Genomic DNA, 21,600 nt, shown 5'->3' on the forward strand with positions numbered 1-21,600 from the left:
GATAACCGTGGTTTGAGTGAGGCTTTTTACAACGCTGCTTCACCGGAACTCTGATATTCGGGAAGCAACGAGATTAAGTAGAACATACGACGGGAGTCAATGCTTCGTTCCTCAGCAGTAGCTTTCGCCTCGTACTCGTAGACAAGGTCCAACATTCTGCGATTGAACTCACGCTGTTTATCTTCAGAAAGGAAGACCAAACCGCTAGTGAGCATAGGTGGGCGATCAGGATCTGGGGTGATTCCTGCGTTCGCTTCATTTTGGCGTCGCTGAACTTCGGCGTTCAGCCGTGTTCTAAATGCGTTTAATTGCACGTTTAGATATGCAGTCTTGGCGTTAGAGGAGTCGATCTGAGTGTTCAGTTCCAACCGTTCACCGGCCGCACGCCACCTACGCTCGCGGGCATCACCTTCGCTTGCTGCACGGATCACATACCCGTATTTTTCAAGCGCACGCAAGTGATAGCTCATGGCGCTAGGCGTTAGATCACACAGCGATGCGAGTTCAGTTGCAGTGCGAGTAGTCTGCGAGGCAAAGAGCTCATCCAAAACGATTAGTCGCGCGTCATGGGCCAAAGCACGAATGGCCTGTGGGTCCGTAATGGAGACGACCTGTGGAAATTCGCTCTCCTGGGTCGAGGCTGCAGGAGCCTGCTCCTCTATTGTGTTGCGTGTCATAGGCAAGAACTTTAGCGCTTGTTTCACATTTTACGAAGCATACCGTGTAGCAAGAGGCGCTTCACTGCTTCATAAAGCCGTTCCGCAAAGTCTTCCTCGCCCTCACCGATCAGCGAATCTAGCGCGTTGACTAGTTGAATTACGGACAAATCACCGTCGCAGGCAGAAACAAATCCGGCTTGTGCAGTATCAAGGAGTTCGGTTCTACGCAGACCCGCACCTTGGCGAAGCAAAATCACCCCAGGATGCTCAGCTCCGGGACGCTGATGGCGCTCTTCGGTCACGTCTTCGGCCACCAGCAGGTGCCAGTTTTTAAAATCTTCTCCTGCGGCTGCCAGTTCATCAGCCATGGCGATATCGCGCTGCAAAGTCGGGGCCAGCGGCTGCTCCATCTGGTGGGTGATCTGCTCATAACTTTGCAAGACCCGATGGCCGTCTACCGGCTTGCGGAAGTAGACCAACCCGAAGCCCACCGCAGCTACGGCACGGGATTCAAAATCATCAAGGTACGCGTTGTAAGCGGCAATATAGGAGCTTGAGTCTTCGGTCTGTGAAGAGTCCCGTAGCCACGTTTCGGCATAACCACTGGGGGTAGTCTGCTCACGTTCAATGACCCAGACGTCCAGGTCTTCTGCGAACCATTGGCGAACTCGTGTATCCCACGAAGCATCCGACTCGTCATCTATGCGAGGAATCTCCCAGTTAGAGAGCATCTGCAGCGAACCGCCAGGAGTCAGGAACTGCGGTGCCTGCTCAATGAGCGTGCTCACCAGGTTGTCTCCAGCCATGCCGCCATCACGATAAGTGAATCGGTCTTTGGCTCGCTCATTAGAACTGCGAGGGGTGATCACAAACGGTGGATTGCTAGCGATCAGTTCAAAGCTCTGCCCGGCTACCGGTTCGAAGAGGCTCCCCTGCAACAGCGTCACACGAGCTTCAAGATTCTGTGGGTCAAGCTTCAGCGCCCGGTGGTTGAGCAACAGATTGAATCGGGCAAAGCCCAAGGCGCGAGCCGAAAGGTCAGTTGCCGTGACATGTTGTGCATGAGACAGCAGGTGGAAGAGCTGGATTCCGCAACCGGTGCCAAGGTCCAAAGCCCGTTGAACGTCGGCTCGAATTGTCAGCTGTGCCAGTGTCAGCGATGCTTGGCCAATTCCCAATACGTGGTCAGTGCGCAATACACCTGGGCGCTGATGTGCACCAAGGTCATGAGCCACCCACAGCTCACCGTCCACGTCTGAGGAATGCAGCGCCAAGGCGATGGTGGCACGGAAACCACTGGCCCACGCATCGATAAGGCCGAGTTTGATCAGACCTTCCACTTTCACATGGCTAAACGCCTGATTGATCGCGGATTCAGATACGGTTTGGGCCAGCTGGAACAGTCGGATCACAGATGCCAAAGGCGAATCAGGTGTTTGGCGATCTAGTATTCGCAAGGCCGGGTGAATTTGGTCCCGGGCAAATGCGGAGGCCGCTTCTTCACCGATCAACTCTATGACGTTTTCGTAGCTATATCCGAGGTCATCCAAGTCTTTGACTAGCAAGTCAATCAAGGTTTGATCGGAACTTTGAGGGGTATCGTCCAGGGCAGAAAATTCAGCGGCATTCACATCTTCAAGTCTACCCAGTCACGCAACTGTGCGCAGATAGCTTGATTCGCCCTGCCCCGAATAGGATGTGGGCATGACTCAAGTGACTGTTACCTTCCTTCAGCAGCTGTCCTCGGATGAGCTCATCGGCTCCACCAAGACCCTTCCCAGCGACGCACGAATTGAACAAGTTGAGCAGATCACCCCAGAATTCTCACGCTTCCTCTACCAAAGCGTAGGCAGCGAACTAAATTGGACTGACCGGTTGGATTCGACAAGGGAAGTGTGGAACGAAGTTCTGATACGTCCTGGTTCTGAAACGTGGGTCCTCTATCGGGGCGGCGCACCACGCGGTTACTTCGAGCTGGTCACCGAAGCCGGGCAGGGTGGAAGCGAAGTGGAGATTTTTTACTTCGGACTTTTCCCTGATGCCACGGGCCAGGGACTCGGCGGAGTTTTACTTGACCAAGCTTTGACTCAGGCGTGGCGCTTAGCAAGCCGGTGGCCTGCTTTACCTGAGGTCTCCCGAGTGTGGCTGCATACGTGCTCGCTCGATTCTCCCGCTGCGCTGCCTAACTATCTGGCCCGCGGTCTGAAGATCTATCGCACCGAGATTGAAGAATCCGAGGTACGCGATGCATCGACCGGATTATGGCCGGTGGCTGCCAAATAGAAAAAGCTCGGCACCAACTTCGCGAGAAATTGGTGCCGAGCCTCTTTATGAGATGCGCTTAGGCATCCACGCTGTTGCAATCTGGGCAGCGACGTAGCTGCTCATCATGTGCGCAGTCCTCGCAGAACAGGCGCAGGTTACGACAGGTTGGGTTTGAGCAGTTTTCAAACTTGTTGGTTGGTCCCTGACAGCCAACGCACTTGCCGATGGTTACGGCATCTTCCGAGAACTCGGTGTGCATACGCTTGTCGAAGACATAGAGGGATCCTTCCCACAGGCCTTCATCCGCATACTTTTCGCCGTAACGAACGATGCCGCCTTGCATCTGGTACACCTCTTGGAAGCCGCGCTTAACCATCAGCGCTGAGAGTACCTCGCAACGGATGCCACCGGTGCAGTAGGTAACTACCGGCTGGTCCTTGAGGTGGTCGTATTTGCCCGAATCAAGTTCGGCTACAAAGTCACGCGTGGTATCAACTTCAGGAACGATAGCGTCCTTGAACTTACCGATCTGCGCTTCGAAGGCGTTTCGTCCGTCAAAGAAGTGCACCTTTTCGCCGGACTTCTTCTTGGTGTCTACCAACTCGTGAAGTTCCTCGGGGCGCAGGTGGGTTCCGCCGCCAACAACACCGTTTTCGTCTACTTCCAGTTCGCCGGGCGCACCGAAGGTGACTATCTCGTCGCGGACCTTGACCGAAATACGTGGGAAGTCTTCTGCGGAGCCTTCGGACCACTTGATGTCCATTTTTTTGAAGGCAGGAAGTTCGCGGGTGGCTTTGACGTAAGCCTTAACAGCCGAGATCTCGCCACCGACGGTACCGTTAATACCTTGCTTGGAGATGATGATGCGTCCGCGTAGTCCCCAACGTTCCAACAGTGAACGTTGCCACAGGCGAATTGCCTCTGGGTCAGGAAGCGGAGTAAATGCGTAATACAGAACTATGCGATGAATGGCCACCATACAATATTAGTAGCTTTTGGTCGCGAAACGCCGAGTAAAAGAGCAACGTCACACTGATTCGTCGCGAAATTTCCAGTGGTCCGGTGGTCCAAGAGTTTCAACTAGGCAACGATTAGGTCGACATCAGCAAATTCCTAGGAAAGACAAGGTAGGGTCAAATTATGGCATCAAACGCAAGCGATGAACTGATCGGCACCTGGGTCACCGGCTGGGCTGGCGCCCGTGGCTACGAAACTCGCAATGAGGGACGAGTCCATGCTGCCCTGCGTCACGACACCACCGAAGACTGGGAATACGTGATCTATGGCCCTTCTAAAGAGGAACTGGCTGCAGTCGCCGAAACTCTAAAAAAACACCCTAACCGTCGCCTTACCGCGTTTGATGATTCGGCCGAAAATTTGGTCGCCATCGCCAGCGAGGTTGGCCTACAGGTTACTGCCGACGACGAAGCACTCATGGTGACTGAACTTGCCGTGCACGACGTTGAAGTACCGTTGCCCATTGATGGCTTTGTCTTCCAGATTGAACGCGATGGCACCCACGCTTATGTTTCCTTGCACCCCGAGGGCAACCAAGAAGTAGTGGCCGCCTCAGGTCACGTGTCGGCCGTTAACGGTGTGGCAATTTTTGACCGCATCATCACCGGTGCAGACTTCCGTCGCCTTGGCCTGGGTACCTTGATCATGCGCGCTCTGGCCTCTTTGGCTCAGGAACACGACGTGGACGAAGGCCTGCTCATTGCTTCGGTTGACGGCCAGCAGCTTTACGCTTCACTGGGCTGGACTTCCCTAGGCAAAGTTGTCATGTTCAAAGCCTGAACTATCTAGTATTTTTCTTTCGCCGTATCCGACGCATCAAAGTGTTGGGTACGGCGATAGTCTTTAACTTCAGCAATTTTTGGTTCCGAAAGGCGTCCACGTGAAGTCAGTGCGTTCCCTGCTGGATCCGTATGACCGGACTAATGATCCGGATGCGGTTCTTCATCGTCGTTCAAGGCCAGCCAAAGATGAAGTGACCAGCGACTGGCCGCAATGGCTCAGCACTGAACTGATCGAAACTTTCCAAGGCTTAGGCATTCAAAAGCCGTGGTTGCACCAAGCGCAAGCTGCCAACCTCATCCATGAGGGGCAGCACACCATCGTGTCGACCGGCACCGCCTCGGGTAAGTCGATGGCCTACCTGATGCCAAGTTTGGACGTGCTGTTCAAGGCGCGAGACAGCGGATTTAATGATGCTGATTCTGCCGCTTCTATCCTCTACATTTGCCCTACCAAAGCCTTGGCGGCTGATCAGCTCTCCGCGGTTCAAGCTTTGGATGTTCCCGGTGTCCGCGCAGCTCCCTACGACGGCGATACTGATCAGGCCACCCGCGCTTGGGTTCGCCAGCATGCCAATTTTGTTTTCACCAATCCTGATATGTTGCACCGCGGGATCATGCCCAACCATCCAGCGTGGTCACGGTTCTTCAAGCGTCTGCGCTACATCGTGATCGATGAAGCCCATTCCTACCGCGGCGTCTTCGGAGCCCATGTAGCTAACCTGTTACGCCGTTTGCGTCGAATCTGTGAGCACTACGGAAGCACACCGGTGTTCATCGGTGCCTCGGCAACAAGCTCCGATCCAGAAGAATCTTTTGGGCGGCTCATCGGGGCACCCGCCAAGGCGGTAGTCCATGATTTTTCGTCCAGTGGCGAACTAGTCATCGGCTTGTGGGAACCTCCGTTGACCGAGCATAAGGGTGAAAACGGTGCCCCGGTTCGCAGAACTGCCATTGCTGAGAGCGCGTCAATCCTCACCGACTTGATGGCAGATCACGTACGCACCATCGTTTTCATCAAGTCTCGACGTGGCGCCGAAACCATAGCAACACTGACACGTAAACACCTTGAACGCTTCGCACCAGAGCTCTCGGTTCGTTTGGCTGCCTATCGTTCGGGCTATCTACCGACGGAACGTAGAGAAGTTGAGCGGCAGTTACGAAGTGGAGAGCTTCTGGGAGTCACCTCAACTTCGGCCTTGGAGCTCGGCATCGATATCGCAGGTCTTGATGCGGTCGTCGTTGCCGGATGGCCAGGTACCAGAGCATCGTTCTTCCAGCAGATTGGTCGAGCGGGCCGCTCGGGTCAAGATGCCTTGGCTATTTTTGTTGCCGCCGAAGATCCGTTGGATACCTATCTTGCTCATCATCCGGAAGCCATCTTTGATTTGGGTGTCGAAGCTGCAGTTTTTGATCCACACAATAAGTACGTACTGAGCGGACACTTGTGTGCTGCCGCCCAAGAATCCCCGTTGCGTCCCGAAGAGCTGGAACTTTTCGGCCCGAAGACTGAAGAACTTCTCGAATCTTTAGTTCAGCGAGGCTACTTGCGGCGCCGACCTGCCGGCTGGTTCTGGACCCACCCGCAGCATGCGGCCGCGATGTTCTCTATTCGCGCTGACGGTGGCGGGCCGGTGGACATTATTGATGCTGAAACTGGCGCACTTTTGGGAACCATGGATTCTCCTCAGACGCACTATCAGGCGCACCCCGGTGCCATCTATGTGCATCAAGGTGCCAGCTACCATGTGGAAGAACTCGATGAACAAAATCATGTTGTTGTCGTTAGCAGAGTAAACCCGGATTACTACACCACGGCGAGAGACCTCACTACGGTTGCCATCGATTCTGAAGAACGTAAAAGTAGCCATCGTGAGCTGAACATTTACTTTGGTGAAGTCACCGTGACCACCCAGGTCGTTTCATTCCAAAGAAAGTCCGTGGCATCTAATGAAGTTCTTTCAGAAGAACCTCTGGAGCTTGAAGCCCGTGATCTGAATACCAAGTCAATCTGGTTCACGTTGACCGAGCAACGACTGCTGCGCGCTGGTCTAACCGTGGATCAATTTCCCGGTGCACTTCACGCCGCAGAACACGCCATGATCGGTTTGTTGCCACTGGTGGCCACCAGTGATCGCTGGGATATTGGCGGAGTTTCTACTGCCCTGCATATGGACACCGGTGAACCGACTATCTTTGTTTATGATGCTCAGCCTGGCGGGGCAGGATTTGCCGAGCGCGGATTTGAACGGTTCACCGATTGGGTTCGAGCTACCAGAGAAGCTATTGATGCTTGCGAATGCCAATATGGTTGCCCGAGCTGCGTCCAATCCCCCAAGTGCGGCAATCGCAATAACCCTTTGGACAAGGCCGGAGCCATCTTGCTGCTCAGCGCCGTCTTGGACGATGTCGAGCCTCGACACCACCGCTAGTACCCGGCTCATGTCTCTCCCCTCTGCTTAGGGCTGATCCAGTGGTGGTGCTCCGGCGCGGGCCGTGGCTTTCGCCGCATAGATTTCGAAGCCCATAATTTGGGAAGCGATGGGGACTTTGGCAGTGACCATCACGGTTTGCCCGTCGGCTTCAACCAGGCACGATTCCAACTGGGCCTTGTTAGCGTTTGCCAGTTCTCCTGCAACGCCACAAGGATCTCCCGGGCGCAGTCCTCGCGCCGTATCGGCCCCGGCCAAGGCAGCTAGATCAGCGGCCGAGGCAGCAGTCATTGCCGCGTGGACGGCGGCTACCCAAGTCAGTAGCGCCCCAGTCAGGAGCAAGGCAATGATCACCAATGCCGTGGTCACTACAGCGCCGCTGCCTTGCTCATCTCGAATGTTTATCATTGGCTACTTCTTTCAACGGCAACACTTGCTTGGCCATGAATCTGCATGCTGCCAACGATGGGGATTTGCACCGATTTGCTGACCGTCACCTTCGACAATCCACCGCCACTAGATATGGTGAATCTGGCCTGATTTCCAGCCAACCTGACTCCGCTGGCTCTTGCTGTTGATCCATCTTCGCCGCGGGCCAATTCCCTAGCCATGGCCCCGGCTGCCTGTTGAACTTGAATTTGTTGGATCCCAAGGACTCCTAAACACAGCAAGAGCGAGAGCATCAACACAACCGCCGGAAGCAGCACCGCAAATTCTGCGGTGCTGCTTCCTGATTCATCGCTGAGTTTCATGGCCTACAGCGACAGGGCTTTGCTGATCAGACCCATCAGCATTCCACGTACATCGCCGCTGGATAGAATGCTGATCAGCAAGCCGGCGAATGCCACAGCGGCCAGGGTGACCATAGCAAACTCGGCGGTTGTGGAACCCTGCTCGTCCTTCAGCTGGTCCATGATTTCGCGGAACTGTCCGTTCATTGTTTTCACCTTTCTCAGTGTTAGTTGTTGGCGGCTTTGTCGCTGCCAACGGTGTATCTTCACTCTCAGCTAGTCGGTAAAGTTCTTGAGCTAGTTGCAAACGATCTGGGTATAACTCTTATGAACATCTCGTCAGGCAATCTAGAGGCTGGGAAACAGCGCGATGATCAGAGGCACAACGCCCAACGCAATGAAAGCGGGCAAGGCACAGGCACCCAGGGGCAGAACAAGTTTCGTCGCGAACTGTGCTCCGAGACGTGCCACCTTTTGCGAGTGTTCTCGACGTTGAAGGGCGGCAGTATTACGCAGCAGATTAGCTGCCGGAGCACCGGTCGTATGGGCGAAGAGCAGTGCTTTGCGCAGTGGCGCAAGCCATTGGGGTGCGGCTTCCCATGCCTTATCCCACGCGAGATTCATTTCCAGACACCGAGCGACGCTTCGCAAAACGGTGCACTGCTCTATATTGCTGCCAAGCAAGTCCAAGATCTCCGTAATAGGCATGCCTGCATCCAGCAGGCTGGCGCTCAAATCAAGGACTAATTCGATGGGCTGCTGGGCGTCACGACGCTTGGATGGCCCTTCTGTTGGTATCAATCGAGCAGACATTCGCGCAGTAATCCCGGTGCCGAGGCTAAGAAGTCCGGCGAGCGCTACGGATAACAAGATGAGTGTGTTCATGACAGTGCCTGCGCTGAGGTTGAGTGCAGGAGTCGTTGACACCAGAATCTATTCAAAACCCAGAGCCCTACGCCGACGGCTACGCTCAACTGGGCTGCCCATGAGGAAGTGATTGTTCCGATCACGTCGATGCCTACGAGTAACCCGAAGCCGAACCCAACCAAGGGAAGCCAAGTGAGTAACTTGGTGGTGGCTTTCGGTCCGGCCATCGCTGCATCAAAGGATTGCTGAGCTACCAACGCTGATTCCAGATCCTCGGCTAGCCGTTCAAGGACTTCGGCCAAACTAGCGCCGCTGCGTTCAGAAATTTTCAGGCACCAATGCAATCGTTGAACCGCCGGATGCCCACTTCGGCTGAGCGATACGGATTCGTTGCCGGGCTGCTTGTTCAACCGATGAGTTGCCTGCAAGCCCTTCAACGCTTGGGCAATATTGCCTGTGTTTTCTTCAACTTCAAGCAGGGCCTCCAACGCTGGATAGAAACCCACGCCGCTTCGAAGCAGTGCCGAGAGTTCTCGAATAACGCGCGCGTCTTCGCTCAAGGCCAGATTCTTTTGATGGGCCCCTTGGCTGCTTTTCTTCCATCTTCTCCAGAATTGAGCGGGCTGATGATGCTCACTTTGATGTGCGGGAATCCCTAGGGCCAGCGCCATGGCGCAACAGATAAGGATCAGCATGGCCGTTGCCCTACAGCCATGGACTGATTCAAGTCCGCGCAGATCTTGAACATGAGCTTAGCTCCGAACTTTTTCTCCAGCACCGCCCGAGCCTTTTCTGGCATGGGGTCGGTGCTGTGCAGATCAATCAGGGTGTGCATGAACATGCGTCCTGACTCATCGGTTTCTAGAGTTCCTAGTGCCACTGGTCCACGGCGTCCGTGCTCTCCTCGGCTGAGATGGATGATCAGGTCCAATGCACTGGACGCTTGAAGTGAGGTTGCCTGAACGCTCCACCCAGCCAGGGCTCCCAGTGCTGCCAAGCGGGCAGGAACCGACTCTGGATTATTTGCGTGCAGGGTGCCAGCGGCTCCTTGATGTCCGGTATTCATTGCTGCGAGGAAGTCTCTGATTTCTTCGCCGCGGCACTCCCCTACGATCAATCTGTCTGGACGCATTCGCAGTGCTTGGATGACCAGATCTTTGAGTTCTACCAGTCCGGCCGATTCCACGTTGGCTGCCCTAGTTTGTAGGGAGACTGCGTGGGGATGATTCACCTGCAGCTCTTGAGAGTCCTCAACTATGATTAGGCGTTGTTGTGCTCCTACCTCGGCCAGCATTGCCTGAAGCAAGGTGGTCTTTCCGCTACCTGTTCCTCCGGTGACCAAGAAGTTCATTTGTTGGGTGGCGATGGCACGCAAGAGCGGATCCCAGAAGCCCAGAGAATGTTGCAGCACTTCGGTCAGCCCCAGCTGTGTGCTGTGTTTTACACGGATTGAAATCAGCGGTCCCGCGGCAGCGATAGGTGGAAGCACTGCATGAACGCGATAGTTTTTCAGGCTCATGTCCATAAACGGACTGGCCGAATCTAGTCTCCGCCCAGCCAAGGTAGCTAAGTGAACTGCAAGCTCACGGACTTGTTCAGCTGAAGAGAAGCTAAAATCGGTGAGCTCTAAGCCTCGTGGGGAATCCGTCCATACCTGGCCTTGTCCGTCTACTAAAACGTCGGTGACATCCGGGATGCGCGCGAATGGTTCAAGAATCGACAGTCCGGCAACTTCGTGTTGCAGAATTTCCAAAGACTGCGCTGCACCTTGTGCACCCAAGGCTGCTCCCGAATCATGAACTGCACCGGCCAACGCGATGGCATCAAGTTGTCCACCGGAGAGCAGCGCCCTTTCGCGTACTGATTCAAGGATTTTTGCATCCAACACATGGCCGGTGGCCACCATGATGCCGTCTTTGCTGTGGCGTCCTGAACTCATGAGCGTTGCTCCTGAACTTGTGGGATCAAGCAAAAATCCGCTAGTCCTTGTCGCAAGGTGCGGGATTTGAAGCAATCAAGTAGTTCCCCGCGCCCAGTGGCTTTGATGATCCTGCTATTGAGGGGGAACGATCCGAGTATCTGCGCGTGATCTTCTGTAGATCTGCGCAAACGCGACTCACCGCACAGCACCGTTTCCCCCGTTTTGGGAATGGTGGTGTTGTTGGCAGCAAACACGTGGCGGTCTAGAAATTGGTTGATGATCTCTTGCTGAGGATGAACCGCCCGGCCGGTATCTAGCACCACAAAGTCGAACCCTTGGCGCGCTGCGGCGAGAAGTCTGATGAGTAGTTGTTCTTCCAATACTTCGTGTTCATTAGCCTGTGACCAGGTGAGTACCGAAGTCTCGCGTAGTTTTGGCAGCGTCTCTGCAAGCTGGTGGGCAGCGAGTGCTCCGCCGGACTTCACCAATTCTTCCCACCCAACCCCTACTGGCGCTCTGGTGGTAATACATGGCCACAGGCTTTGTGAATGTGGGTCTAAATCAATCAAAACGCTACGTAATCCGCTCAGTGTTCCAGCGTGAGCCAATAACATGGCCAGCGTGGTTGTTCCCAGTCCCCCAGCTGTGGCGGAAACAGCCAAGGTGTGGCCGTGACCGGCGCGCATGGCCCACAAGCCTAGATACTCTCCGAGCCATTGACCGGCCGAGGGCAACAGCGCAACGCGGGCTTTGGGAATGCGGCTTGCTAGCGCCCACAGATGGGATGCATCAGGTTCTAGCCCCACCAAAACATCAACCGGATAATTCTGGTGGCCGGCAACTATCGCCATATCACTACCCCAGAGCACCGGGCCCGCGATCCCCAGAGATAGCGATGCAGGTTCCGTACATTGAATGATGCGCACGGCCGCACCGACGGCGATGGCCGCACAGATCTCAATAATTTTCGGATCGTTGCTCACGATGGTGCACACCGGTTCGTTGCCCCTATTGATGTCAGGCAGCTGGCTGGGTTCAGGGGCAGGTGTTCCCACCGGGTTATCAAGCTGGGTGATCACAAAGCGATCAGTTCGTTGAGACTGGGGTCCCACTGTGGTGTCAGTTAGCCATTTCATGCTTCGAGCGTGGCATCAGGCAAAGAAGTACGTACAAGCCCCGGAGCCAACTGGGGATATCTGATGCTGGCACGGCACAATGGAGCTATGAGTGCCATCGCCTTTATTGCTTCCGATCCTGAAGGCTACGCCCTGATTGAAATCCGTGAGTCCGAAACCGGAGTCTCACTCAAGCCAACCACCGCGGTCACTCGTGAAGACTTTGTCAGCGTTATTGCTACTACCGAGGCCGAGCTTCAACCGCGCTGGGCCATGCTGCGCACCGATCCGTGGATGACACCTTTGGTGGCCGCCGGGGTGTATCTGGCTAAGGCGTACATCCTTTCCTTGGCGCAGCGCATCATGCACCGCACTCCCCTAGCTTCTGAAGTTATCCCCGATTTTGATCTTGAACGTCCGCCTTCTTCCTCCGACCGCTTTAATCAGGACGCGCTCTTTGCCGCTCCTTCCTCCGGTGAGTCTTTGGAAGATCTCATCGCGCTCTACACCCAGCAACGCCAAGCGATGCCAGCTGATCCTAGTGCCCGACGACGCCTTGAACTACTAGTTCACGCTGAGTCGGTGGGTGCGCTGATTGCCTGCGAGATGGAAGCAGCAGGGCTTTCATGGGATGAGTCCGAACACCGTGCACTATTGCGTGAACAGTTAGGCGAACGGGTCCCCGACTATTCGCGCCCGCCAAAGCTCGCGGCCAAGGCTCAGGAGTTGGCTTCTGCCCTGAACACCCCGGAGCTCAATCCTGACTCCCCGCAAGAACTCTTGCGCGCATTGCACAAGGCTGGATTTGCGGTGCGTTCGGTGCGGGCTTGGGAACTTGAGCAGATCAATCACCCGTTGATGAGCCAGGTTTTGGAATACAAAAGACTGGCTCGACTCGCCAGCAGCCATGGGGACGCGTGGCTGGATCAGTGGGTGAAAAACTCTCGCTTCCATCCACATTATGTTCTTGGCACTGTGGCTTCGGGGCGCTGGGCTGCTTCAGGTGGCGGAGCTTTGCAGCTTCCCCACGCTATCCGCCAGGTCGTTCGAACCACTGCGGGCCGGACCTTTGTGGTGGCTGATGGCCGGCAACTGGAACCACGTATTTTGGCGGCGATCTCCAACGATCAACAGTTGCAAAAGGCTGGGCAGCAAGATGACCTGTACCAATGGTTGCTTGATGCCAAGTTGGTCTCCACCCGCCAAGAAGCCAAATTGGGGATGCTCTCGGTCATTTATGGTGGCGGCGGCGGTGCTTCGGGCACCGTGGGTGCGGCGTTGACCCGCAGTTTTCCTACCGCCATGAAATTTGTTGAGCAGGCTGCCCAAGCCGGCGAACAGGGCCAAGGTGTGCGCAGCTTCTTGGGCCGTGGTTGCCCACCGGCCGATAATGCGTGGATGCGGGCGCAACGAGATACCGCTGATGAGGGTTCACAACGTGCAGCCGACGCAGCTGCTCGCTCCCGGGGCCGATTTACCCGAAACTTCGTAGTGCAAGCCACCGCGGCCGAATGGGCGCTGGTGTGGATGGGTCATGCCCGTCATCTGATCCACACCGCCGGCTGGGATTCAGTGTGCAAACAAGTATTTTTTGTTCACGATGAGATCGTTTTTGAATGCCCGATTGAAATGGCTGATCAGCTGCAGGAGTTGGTCCGGCACGCTGCGATGCTCGCAGGGCGTACCCTGTTCGGAGCTGCTTCACCATACTTCCCGGTCAGCGTGGCCATTAATGCCAACTACGGGGAAGCCAAATAAAGGTTGAGCCGCTAGTTCATTTGTAGTTCGCGCCGGGTATCCCAGTTTTTGGTCCAGCCCAGGTCTGTGAACAGTCGGTCCAAGACGATAGCGGTGAAGCCCCAGATGATCCGTTCACCAAACTGGAAGGCCGGTGAGCTGAATTTCTGTCCTCCGCGCTGAACCACGCCAGTCAGCCGATTTTTTGGATCCAGTAATTCGGCGACCGGTGCACGGAAAACACCAGCGCTCTCGCCAGGATCTACTGCGTGAACTTTGGACTCGGCATGCCACCAACCGATCACCGGCGTGACTAAGAAGTTTGAGACCGGCAGTTCGGTCTCTGCAAGGTTTCCCAACACTTCAATGCCGCTAGTATCTACCCCTGTCTCTTCCCACGCTTCGCGTAAAGCTGCATCAGTGGCGCCCGAATCTTCAGGATCAATGCCACCGCCTGGGAAGGCAATCTGTCCAGCATGTTTGCGTAAGGTGGTGGCCCGCTCAACAAAAAGCAGATCCAGATCCCTAGCGCTCGTGTTCTGCGCTAAAGAACCATCACCGGTGGCGCCAAAAAGAATTAGCACCGCTGCTTTGCGGGCAGGCCCGGCGCCAAGATCAAGTTCAATCCATTCCTTGGGCAGCTTCTGGGCCGCACCAACCTTGGCTTGAATCTTGGCAATAACCTGCTTCAGTTCACTACGTGCGCTCATGCGTCCAATCCATATCCTTGCTCCCGCAGCTGCCGGCGAGTGGCGCCTGCCTGCATCTTTGCCAGCAGGTCTTCGCGCCCCGGTGCGAGCTCATACTTAAGCAACTGTTTAGCCTTGGCGGGTATTTCCTCGCCGATTCCATACGAGGGGCACAAGGACGCCACCGGGCATACTCCGCAGGCGGGTTTGCGAGCGTGACAGATGCGCCGACCGTGGAAAACTACGCGGTGGCTGAGCATGGTCCAGTCCCGCTTTTCGAAGAGTGCTCCTACCGCTTGTTCCAGCTTGACTGGATCGGTTTCGTCACTCCACCCAAAGCGGTTGGCCAAACGACCAAAGTGGGTATCAACGGTAATTCCAGGCACGCCAAAGGCATTGCCTAGCACCACGTTGGCGGTCTTACGTCCGACTCCGGGAAGCTTGATGAGTTCTTCGAGCTTGGGTGGAACCTGTCCGCTGTGGCGCTCGACCAGTGCCGCGGAAAGCCCCAGTAAGGAATCGGTTTTTGCCCGGAAGAACCCGGTGGACCTAATCAGCGCTTCGATCTCGCTTCGCTCCGCTTGGCTCATTGCCAGCGCATCCGGGAAACGTGCAAAGAGCGCCGGGGTGATCGCGTTGACCCGCACGTCGGTGGTTTGCGCTGAGAGCACCGTCGCCACCAACAACTCGAAGGGGTTTTCAAAGTCGAGTTCCGGGACCGCATAGGGATAGGTCTGCGCCAGCACCCGATTAATTTTGCGCGCTCGACGCTTGAGCCCCAGTTCAGTTTCCAATTTTGGTTTTTTCGCCACGGATAGATCGTGTCATGTGCGGGCCGTGTTTTCACTGTGGGACACCGTGGTTAGTTGCTGTTCATCGCTGTGAGCTGACCGTTGAGCGCAGAAATCACACTCTTTCTCCCTGTTCGAGAACACAATTCTCCTCCAAAGCCTTATAAGGATGTAACTTTGATCACAGAGAATATTTATGTTTACACGGAAGGAAACGAAGCCCGTGAGCGATTCAAAAACCCTAGACAACCTGTCACACGAAGACCGTGCCTTTGCTCCGAGCAAAGAGTTCAGTGACCAAGCCGTAGCCACCTCGGCCAGCTATGAGGCGGCCAACGCTGACCGCCTGCAATATTGGGCTGATCAGGCGCGCAAGGTACTTACCTGGGACACCGATTTCACGCAGACCTTGGACTGGAGTGAAGCACCGGTTTCCAAGTGGTTTGTCGGGGGCAAGCTCAACGCGGCATACAACGCACTGGACCGTCACGTCGAAAACGGTCTGGGCGATCGTGTGGCCATCTACTTTGAAGGCGAACCGGGCGACACCCGCACCTACACCTACGCCCAGCTGACCGAAGAGGTCAAAAAGGCTGCCAACGCATTTGAATCCTTGGGTGTTGCCAAGGGTGACCGTGTTGCCGTGTACCTGCCGATGATCCCTGAAGCGGTCATCACCATGCTCGCCTGCGCACGCATCGGCGCAATCCACTCAGTGGTCTTCGGTGGATTCTCCGCCGACGCGCTACGCAGCCGCATCGATGACGCGGACGCAAAATTGGTTGTCACCGCCGACGGCACCTGGCGCCGTGGCAAGCCTTCCCCACTGAAGCCTGCCGTGGACGGTGCACTGACTGCTCCGGGCCACACCGTGCAGAACGTCTTGGTCGTTAAGCGCAACGGCGAACCAGTGGAGTTTGGCCCACTGGATAAGTGGTGGCACGAAGTTGTCGACGAGGCCTCCACCGAGCACGCCGCGGTGCCACACGATTCCGAGCACCCACTGTTTGTGCTTTACACCTCGGGCACCACCGGCAAGCCAAAGGGCATCGTGCACACCACGGGCGGATTCCTCACCCAGGGTGCGGTCACTCACCGCGATACCTTCGACCTGCATCCAGAAACTGACGTGTACTGGTGCACCGCGGACATTGGCTGGATCACCGGTCACTCCTATGTCACCTATGCGCCGCTGATCAATGGTGCCACCCAGCTGATGTATGAAGGCACCCCGGACACTCCGCACCAGGGTCGCTGGTGGGAACTGGTGGAAAAGTATGGGGTCTCCATTCTTTACACCGCGCCAACCGCTATCCGTACCTTCATGAAGTGGGGTCGTTCCATTCCCGATGGATTTGATCTGTCTTCGCTGCGGGTGCTGGGCTCGGTTGGTGAACCAATCAACCCAGAAGCTTGGATGTGGTACCGCGAGGTCATCGGCACCAACAACGGCAAAAACGGTGAACTCAAAGAAAACCCAACGCCGATCGTGGACACCTGGTGGCAGACCGAAACCGGCGCCCACATGATCGCTCCCCTGCCCGGCGTCACCAATACCAAGCCAGGTTCGGCTCAAGTAGCGGTGCCAGGTATCAGCATTGATGTAGTTGATGAAGCCGGTGAATCGGTCGGCGATGGCGAGGGTGGCTTCTTGGTCATCCGCGAACCGTGGCCATCGATGCTGCGTGGCATCTGGGGCGACATGGACCGCTACAAGGAGACCTACTGGTCCCGCTTCGAGAACATGTACTTTGCCGGCGACGGCGCTAAGAAGGATGAAGACGGTGACATCTGGTTGCTCGGCCGCGTGGATGACGTGATGAACGTGTCCGGACATCGCCTGTCCACCACCGAGATCGAGTCTTCCTTGGTTGCCCACCCATATGTGGCTGAGGCAGCTGTTGTTGGCGCTAAGGATGACACAACCGGTGAAGCTGTAGTTGCCTTTGTCATCTTGCAAACCGAGCCTGCTGAAGGTGAAGACGTTGTGGCTACCTTGCGCAACCACGTTGGTAAGGACATTGGACCGATCGCCAAGCCGAAGCACGTGTTGGTGGTTCCTGAACTACCTAAGACACGTTCAGGCAAGATCATGCGCCGTCTGCTCAAGGACGTGGCCGAAGGTCGTGAAGTTGGCGATGCAACAACTCTCTCGGATTCCACCGTCATGAGTCAGATCGCCCAGTCCATGGGTAAGTAATCCAGAAATATTTCGACGCCACCGCCGTGGAGAACAACAACATTGTTCTCCACGGCGGTGGCGTTTTCTCGTTCATCAATAAAGGTTGGGCAACGAATGCGTGAGGATGTAATAGATTTGAGTCCATGACTGACAACGCATCGCGCACCATCTTGCTACTCAACGGACCAAACCTGAACTTGCTCGGTACTCGCGAACCCAAGATTTACGGACACGACACCTTGGCTGACGTTGAACAGCTGGCCCGCGACACCGCGGCGGCCCACGGATATGAATTGCGCACCTTGCAGTCCAACCATGAGGGTGTACTCATCGATGCGATCCACGAAGCACGCAGCACTGCCGCCGGTATCGTCATGAATCCTGGCGCCTTCACCCACACCTCGGTAGCCATTGCCGACGCACTCAGCGGTGTGGAGCTTCCAACCATCGAGGTGCACATTTCCAACGTGCATCAGCGTGAGGCATTCCGCCACAACTCTTACATCTCACCGGTAGCAAGCTCGATCATTGTGGGAGCCGGCGTTAATGGTTACAAGCTGGCCGTTGAGCAACTGGTGCACCTCCTGAGCAAGTAAACAAGGCTAGTTGGCGATGCAGTCCCCGGTGCTCACTGAGGTTCGATTCGAGCCGCCAAGCTCCATCGCGTTTTCCATTTCGTCCAGACTCAGTGCGAAGCCGACCTGATCATCGCTGCGTGACTTAGCGAAGATCAGGCCAACGGCTTCGCCTTCTTCGTCTAGCAGAGGTCCGCCAGAATTACCCTGAGCTACTTGGGCGCTGAGCTGGTAGACAGAGATTCGTCCTGGATCTTCACCGTATATATTCGCGATAGACACGTTGGCTCGGGAAGCGATGACGGCACTGCGGATTTGCTGCGGACCACCGGCTGGGTAGCCGATGAAGGCTGCGGCGTCGCCGCGAGTGAGCTCATCAGGTGCCAAGTCGATGGCCGGGGTCTGTAAACCTTCGACATAAAGCAAAGCAATATCGGTCTCAGGATCAAAGTAAACGACGTTTCCGCGGTGAACTTCATTACGACCGGTTTCTACTGTTGCTGAGCCCAAGCCTGCGACCACGTGAGCATTTGTCATGACCATTTCTGGTGCCACGACAAACCCGGAGCCGGTTAGGTTCACACCACATTGAACTGCGGTGCCCGAGACTTTGGCAGCTGATTCGGAAGCGGCGCGCTGCAAGTCAGTGGCCTGCCAATTGTGGTCCACCGGCTGATCAACCTGCGGTGCAAACGGATCCAGGAAGGCCGGCAAGGTTTCAGCGATCACTTTAGAACGTGCGCTGGAAATTGCTGAGTTCACAAACTGCGGAGTCGCCGAGCGGATAGCGGTAATCATCCCTGACTTACCAATCTCCATGGATAACTGCGGAATGCCCATGCTGGAGGTGGAAAACGCCAGACCACCAATGATCGTGGCGCTAATGACCACGGAAAGCACACCGCCGGCAAAGCGATCAGCTGAACGCAAAAAATCGACATTCATCCAGTGCCGAATGCGTGTGGCGATAACCCTGCCTAGAGCTTGGCCAAGGATGATCAGCACCGCTGCGGTGGCGACCATCAGCCCAACACGCCACCACGGATTAGTGGCAAAGGTTGAAACCAAGGGGATGGCAAAGAACGCGGCAACACCTCCAAGAATGAGGCCCACCATGTCACCGACGGTTAGAAGAAAACCTCGGCGGAGTCCGATGATGAAAAAGATCAGTAAAACTGCACAGATGACTATGTCGAGCCAGCTGAAAATTCCGAGCACCAAGACTCCAATGCGTTCATTTACTTTGTATTAACCCAAGGTACCCTTAGAAGCTGATGGATTTCTGCGAGCATATCCGCGAGTTTTGACCTGATGAGCGTGACGTTCAACATTTTCTTGGTAAAACCACGTGTGGAAACTGTCACATTGTTACTGAATACGGCACAATGAAGTAAGCGCCTACTACTGTTGACAGGAGATTTAATGGATATCGAGGTACTGCGTCGCGCGCCACTGTTTGCGTCGCTTGGTGATGAAGTATTTACCGCGTTGACCGAAGAATTGACCGAGGTTGATCTGTCTCGCGGTGCATCGGTGTTCCGTGAAGGCGATCAAGGCGACCGTCTGTACTTCATCGTTTCGGGCAAGATTAAGCTGGGTCGCACCTCTTCGGATGGTCGCGAAAACCTGATTGCTGTTCTTGGCCCAGGCGAACTGTTTGGCGAAATGGCCCTATTCGATCCACACCCACGCAACGCTACGGCGACTGCTGTGTCGGAAACCCGACTTGCAGGTCTAAGCCACGAGAACATGCGCAAGGCGATCCTGAACTCCCCTGAGGTCTCGATCCAATTGCTGCAGGCTCTGGCTGCTCGCTTGCGTCGCACCAACGAGTCCCTAGCGGACCTAGTCTTCTCCGACGTTCCTGGCCGTGTTGCCAAGGCTCTGTTGGATTTGGCTGATCGCTTCGGACGCCCAGCAACTGACGGCATCCTGGTAGCTCACGAGCTAACCCAGGAAGAGCTCGCTCAGCTGGTTGGCGCATCGCGTGAAACCGTAAACAAGGCATTGGCTGAATTTGTACAGCGCGGCTGGCTCCGCCTAGAAGCACGCGCTGTCGTGATTCTAGACATCCAGCGTCTGCGTCAGCGTTCACGCTAAACGCACTTAGTACAAAGGCCGAATATCCGTCATGGATATTCGGCCTTTGTGTTTAACTCTAGTTCTTTAGTGACCGGCCAGAGCCTGCCAAGGTCGCGATGACTCAGCGCTCATTGAGCCGAGCACTTCCAGATAGTGGATTCCATCGCGCACCAGCAAGTCTGGGTGTTTTAGGTCCAGGGCCCTGGACCGCGAAAGGTAGGCCACAACTCCGTTGGCATCCGACATGGCCTCAAGGATCAGCTCCACTGCGGGGTAACTAATCTGCGAAAGATTGAGCCCTACGGTGTTGGGCTGGCCTACAAGGTCTCCCAACGCGGCGCTCTCGCGGCCGGCGAGAACTTGTTTGGCAACATTCCAGCGGGCCCATTTTCCTTTGCCACGAAGCAACGTCGGTTCTTGGCGAGTGGGAACGGTAGCCGCGAAGTACCAGGTATCAAATCTGCGCAGCGCAAAGTTTGGGCTGAGCCAGTGCGAGACCGGGCGCAACAAATCGGTGCGTAGTCCCAGTCCGCGACGGCGAAGAAATTCATCAAAGGATAAGTCCTGAACCGCAATGGCTTCCCGAGCGCTCATCCAGTCATCAGGGTCGGTCATCTCGACAATGGACTGTTCATCGGTGCCGGCTAGTAAGATGCCGGTCTCTTCGAACAGCTCACGGATGGCACAGACAATATAGGCCTGCACTAATTGCTGATCCAGCACGTCCATGCGCTTGGACCACTGAGAAAGACTTGGGCCGAACCATTGGTAGGTTGCTCGGTCACTGGCCTCGTGGCTACCGCCAGGAAAGGCTACGTTGCCCAACGGTGAGCCGCCTGGCCGATAGGTCAGGTAAGTTTCCACACCGTTCGCGCAATCGTGCACCAGCGCAACAGAGGATGCGCGGCGCGGACTTCGAGGTGTGCGAGAGCCGAAGGCAAACCAATTTTCGGCAGTAGGGATCTGGTGCGGAGGCACATCAAAGATTCGGCGCACCATGCCGCTGCGCGGGCCACAAGGAAAAGCCCTTGAAGTCCGCGCAGCTGGCGACTGAAATGAACTACTCAAATTCAGCGATGACCTCAACCTCGACTGGCGCATCCAGCGGCAGTACGGCGACACCAACGGCCGAACGTGAATGCAGGCCGGCATCTCCCAGGACCGCACCGAAGAATTCGGAGGCTCCGTTGATGACGCCAGGCTGTCCGGTGAACGAAGGATCTGACGACACGAAGCCGACAACCTTCACGATTCGTTTAATGCGATCTAGGTCACCGATCTCAGCCTTGATGGCAGCCAAAGCGTTCAGCGCAGCTACCTGCGCCTGGGCCTTCGCTTCTTCAGCTGAAACTTCCGCCCCAACCTTTCCAACAACTGAGAGTTCACCATTAATCAGTGGAAGCTGACCCGAGGTGTACACGTAGTTGCCGGTAGTTACTGCCGGCAGGTACGCGGCAACTGGTTTCGCTACGCCTGGCAGCGTGTGGCCGAGTTCAGCTAGGCGTGCTTCGACACGCGAAGAAGTGGCTTCTTGCATGGGCTTTGTCTCCTTTAGGAAGTGTTAATTTATTATTCTTTTTCGCGCTTCAGGTAGGCGACTGGCGAGGAGCCGTTGGGACCTGGAACAACAGTTACCAGCTCCCAGCCATCGTCTCCCCACTGGTCCAAAATCTGCTTCGTAGCGTGGATCAAGAGTGGCAAAGTAGCGTATTCCCATTTAGTCATACTGGATACGTTATCGCGTCCTTGTAAACTAAT

General features: G+C 55.7%; 23 protein-coding genes. 7 read left to right on the plus strand and 16 right to left on the minus strand.

Going from position 1 to position 21,600, the window contains the following annotated elements; genetic code table 11:
- Nucleotides 1-26: 26 nt before the first annotated feature.
- Nucleotides 27-677: an ArsR/SmtB family transcription factor gene (locus AC1Z3F_RS09645; protein WP_131088897.1), complete on the minus strand. Its 651-nt coding sequence runs from the start codon at nt 675-677 to the stop codon at nt 27-29.
- A 23-nt stretch (nt 678-700) separates the two neighbouring features.
- On the minus strand, nt 701-2,290 hold the full coding sequence (locus tag AC1Z3F_RS09650; protein ID WP_483565615.1) for a DUF7059 domain-containing protein: 1,590 nt from the start codon (nt 2,288-2,290) through the stop codon (nt 701-703).
- 73 nt (nt 2,291-2,363) lie between these two features.
- Between AC1Z3F_RS09650 and AC1Z3F_RS09655 the strand changes: the two genes are divergently transcribed.
- Nucleotides 2,364-2,942 (plus strand): GNAT family N-acetyltransferase, encoded by a 579-nt coding sequence (locus AC1Z3F_RS09655; RefSeq protein ID WP_483565616.1) that lies wholly within the window; start codon nt 2,364-2,366, stop codon nt 2,940-2,942.
- Between the two features lie 58 nt (nt 2,943-3,000).
- Here AC1Z3F_RS09655 and trhO read toward each other — a convergent pair whose 3' ends face one another.
- Nucleotides 3,001-3,900 carry an oxygen-dependent tRNA uridine(34) hydroxylase TrhO gene (trhO, locus tag AC1Z3F_RS09660; RefSeq protein ID WP_131088900.1) on the minus strand — a complete coding sequence of 300 codons (900 nt, stop codon included), beginning with the start codon at nt 3,898-3,900 and terminating at the stop codon, nt 3,001-3,003.
- A 164-nt stretch (nt 3,901-4,064) separates the two neighbouring features.
- Here trhO and AC1Z3F_RS09665 point away from each other — a divergent pair, with 164 nt between their 5' ends.
- Both AC1Z3F_RS09665 and AC1Z3F_RS09670 read left to right on the plus strand, forming a co-directional pair.
- Nucleotides 4,065-4,721 (plus strand): GNAT family N-acetyltransferase, encoded by a 657-nt coding sequence (locus AC1Z3F_RS09665; RefSeq protein WP_131088901.1) that lies wholly within the window; start codon nt 4,065-4,067, stop codon nt 4,719-4,721.
- Nucleotides 4,722-4,821: 100 nt separating this feature from the next.
- Complete coding sequence (locus tag AC1Z3F_RS09670) at nt 4,822-7,152, plus strand: DEAD/DEAH box helicase (RefSeq protein ID WP_483565617.1); 2,331 nt, start codon at nt 4,822-4,824, stop codon at nt 7,150-7,152.
- A 27-nt stretch (nt 7,153-7,179) separates the two neighbouring features.
- On the opposite strand, the gene AC1Z3F_RS09675 is transcribed toward AC1Z3F_RS09670, so the two are convergent.
- The 7 genes from AC1Z3F_RS09675 to AC1Z3F_RS09705 all read right to left on the minus strand — a co-directional run bounded on the left by AC1Z3F_RS09675 (nt 7,180) and on the right by AC1Z3F_RS09705 (nt 11,807).
- Nucleotides 7,180-7,560 carry an Rv3654c family TadE-like protein gene (locus AC1Z3F_RS09675; protein WP_131088903.1) on the minus strand — a complete coding sequence of 127 codons (381 nt, stop codon included), beginning with the start codon at nt 7,558-7,560 and terminating at the stop codon, nt 7,180-7,182.
- The gene (locus AC1Z3F_RS09680) at nt 7,557-7,904 is read right to left on the minus strand and encodes a TadE family type IV pilus minor pilin (protein WP_131088904.1); all 348 of its coding nucleotides are present in this window, start codon (nt 7,902-7,904) and stop codon (nt 7,557-7,559) included. The genes AC1Z3F_RS09675 and AC1Z3F_RS09680 overlap by 4 nt, the downstream gene beginning before the upstream one ends.
- 3 nt (nt 7,905-7,907) lie before the next feature.
- Nucleotides 7,908-8,090 (minus strand): DUF4244 domain-containing protein, encoded by a 183-nt coding sequence (locus AC1Z3F_RS09685; RefSeq protein WP_131088905.1) that lies wholly within the window; start codon nt 8,088-8,090, stop codon nt 7,908-7,910.
- Nucleotides 8,091-8,231: 141 nt separating this feature from the next.
- The gene (locus AC1Z3F_RS09690; protein WP_483565618.1) at nt 8,232-8,768 is read right to left on the minus strand and encodes a type II secretion system F family protein; all 537 of its coding nucleotides are present in this window, start codon (nt 8,766-8,768) and stop codon (nt 8,232-8,234) included.
- Entirely contained in the window at nt 8,765-9,310 is a 546-nt protein-coding gene (locus tag AC1Z3F_RS09695; RefSeq protein WP_483565619.1) for a type II secretion system F family protein, read from the minus strand. The genes AC1Z3F_RS09690 and AC1Z3F_RS09695 overlap by 4 nt, the downstream gene beginning before the upstream one ends.
- 128 nt (nt 9,311-9,438) lie before the next feature.
- Nucleotides 9,439-10,689 (minus strand): TadA family conjugal transfer-associated ATPase, encoded by a 1,251-nt coding sequence (locus tag AC1Z3F_RS09700; protein WP_483565620.1) that lies wholly within the window; start codon nt 10,687-10,689, stop codon nt 9,439-9,441.
- Entirely contained in the window at nt 10,686-11,807 is a 1,122-nt protein-coding gene (locus AC1Z3F_RS09705) for a CpaE-like family protein (RefSeq protein WP_483565621.1), read from the minus strand. Before AC1Z3F_RS09705 ends, AC1Z3F_RS09700 begins: the two co-directional genes overlap by 4 nt.
- 87 nt (nt 11,808-11,894) lie before the next feature.
- Here AC1Z3F_RS09705 and AC1Z3F_RS09710 point away from each other — a divergent pair, with 87 nt between their 5' ends.
- A complete protein-coding gene (locus tag AC1Z3F_RS09710) occupies nt 11,895-13,544 on the plus strand; it encodes a bifunctional 3'-5' exonuclease/DNA polymerase (protein WP_483565622.1) in 1,650 nt (549 codons plus the stop codon).
- Nucleotides 13,545-13,555: 11 nt separating this feature from the next.
- On the opposite strand, the gene AC1Z3F_RS09715 is transcribed toward AC1Z3F_RS09710, so the two are convergent.
- Both AC1Z3F_RS09715 and nth read right to left on the minus strand, forming a co-directional pair.
- Complete coding sequence (locus tag AC1Z3F_RS09715; RefSeq protein WP_483565623.1) at nt 13,556-14,233, minus strand: NUDIX hydrolase; 678 nt, start codon at nt 14,231-14,233, stop codon at nt 13,556-13,558.
- Entirely contained in the window at nt 14,230-15,024 is a 795-nt protein-coding gene (gene nth, locus AC1Z3F_RS09720; protein ID WP_131088912.1) for an endonuclease III, read from the minus strand. The genes AC1Z3F_RS09715 and nth overlap by 4 nt, the downstream gene beginning before the upstream one ends.
- Nucleotides 15,025-15,199: 175 nt before the next feature.
- Between nth and acs the strand changes: the two genes are divergently transcribed.
- Nucleotides 15,200-17,203, plus strand: coding sequence for an acetate--CoA ligase (gene acs, locus AC1Z3F_RS09725; RefSeq protein WP_483565624.1), 2,004 nt, complete (start codon nt 15,200-15,202; stop codon nt 17,201-17,203).
- A gap of 125 nt (nt 17,204-17,328) precedes the next feature.
- The gene (gene aroQ, locus AC1Z3F_RS09730; RefSeq protein WP_262199528.1) at nt 17,329-17,781 is read left to right on the plus strand and encodes a type II 3-dehydroquinate dehydratase; all 453 of its coding nucleotides are present in this window, start codon (nt 17,329-17,331) and stop codon (nt 17,779-17,781) included.
- Between the two features lie 6 nt (nt 17,782-17,787).
- Here the strand turns inward: aroQ and AC1Z3F_RS09735 are convergent, their stop codons facing one another.
- Nucleotides 17,788-18,978: a MarP family serine protease gene (locus AC1Z3F_RS09735; protein WP_262199527.1), complete on the minus strand. Its 1,191-nt coding sequence runs from the start codon at nt 18,976-18,978 to the stop codon at nt 17,788-17,790.
- A gap of 204 nt (nt 18,979-19,182) precedes the next feature.
- Between AC1Z3F_RS09735 and AC1Z3F_RS09740 the strand changes: the two genes are divergently transcribed.
- The gene (locus AC1Z3F_RS09740; RefSeq protein ID WP_131088916.1) at nt 19,183-19,860 is read left to right on the plus strand and encodes a Crp/Fnr family transcriptional regulator; all 678 of its coding nucleotides are present in this window, start codon (nt 19,183-19,185) and stop codon (nt 19,858-19,860) included.
- A 66-nt stretch (nt 19,861-19,926) separates the two neighbouring features.
- Here AC1Z3F_RS09740 and AC1Z3F_RS09745 read toward each other — a convergent pair whose 3' ends face one another.
- From AC1Z3F_RS09745 to sp36, 3 genes are all read right to left on the minus strand, one after another.
- On the minus strand, nt 19,927-20,841 hold the full coding sequence (locus AC1Z3F_RS09745) for an NUDIX hydrolase (protein WP_444614649.1): 915 nt from the start codon (nt 20,839-20,841) through the stop codon (nt 19,927-19,929).
- Nucleotides 20,842-20,902: 61 nt separating this feature from the next.
- Complete coding sequence (locus tag AC1Z3F_RS09750; RefSeq protein ID WP_131088917.1) at nt 20,903-21,379, minus strand: RidA family protein; 477 nt, start codon at nt 21,377-21,379, stop codon at nt 20,903-20,905.
- 32 nt (nt 21,380-21,411) lie between these two features.
- Entirely contained in the window at nt 21,412-21,567 is a 156-nt protein-coding gene (gene sp36, locus AC1Z3F_RS09755; protein WP_165477294.1) for a Sp36 family protein, read from the minus strand.
- Nucleotides 21,568-21,600: the final 33 nt, after the last annotated feature.

This window comes from Glutamicibacter sp. MOO4 (assembly GCF_056934395.1).